Origin of the sequence: Bradyrhizobium sp. NBAIM08, assembly GCF_020193935.1 — a bacterium.
Classification (GTDB): domain Bacteria; phylum Pseudomonadota; class Alphaproteobacteria; order Rhizobiales; family Xanthobacteraceae; genus Bradyrhizobium; species Bradyrhizobium yuanmingense.
The window spans coordinates 1-536 of sequence record NZ_JADYVR010000100.1 but is presented as its reverse complement, the minus strand read 5'-3'; the positions used below and the strand labels follow the sequence as shown (position 1 = coordinate 536).

Sequence of the window (536 nt, the reverse complement as noted above, 5' to 3'; positions counted from 1 at the left end):
GGTCGAAGCACGCAGGCGGCTGGGATGCGCTGGTCAACAAGTCGTCGACAACCTGGCGCAATCTGCCTCCGAATCGCAAGACGCCTGGATCGGATGCGGAGTGGCAGTTGTTGCTGAAGGAATATCCGCAACTCATCCGGCGTCCGGTCGTCGCGACCGAGGATGGCGTCATGACTCAGGGATTTAGCGACAACGCGTTCAAGCATCGGTTTCAGATCGTTACCTGAGTTGATGCATCATTGCTTTTGATCGTCCTTCCCGCGAAGGCGGGGCGCTCCGTAACAGCCGAAGGCTGGTCATCCAGCGACCTGTGCTTATTCGTCGTAATGAGTCCCTAAAAAAGTTCACTGGATTCCCGCCTTCGCGGGAATGACGTCTAGGAAGCTCGAATTGGACCAGCCCGTTTTGACCGATGTCGTTTCCCTCACGATCGAACTGATTTCTCGGCCTTCGATCACGCAGGACGACTCCGGTTGCCAAACCCTGATCGCCGAACGCCTGCAGGGCAGCGGCTTCGCGTGCGAGCACCTGCGCTT

At 57.8% G+C, this 536-nt stretch carries 1 protein-coding gene; it reads left to right on the top strand.

Annotation, left to right across the window (positions count from 1 at the left end):
• On the top strand, window positions 1–227 hold a 227-nt coding region (locus I6F37_RS38600), incomplete at its 5' end, for an ArsC/Spx/MgsR family protein (protein ID WP_276573798.1).
• Window positions 228–536 lie beyond the last annotated feature (309 nt).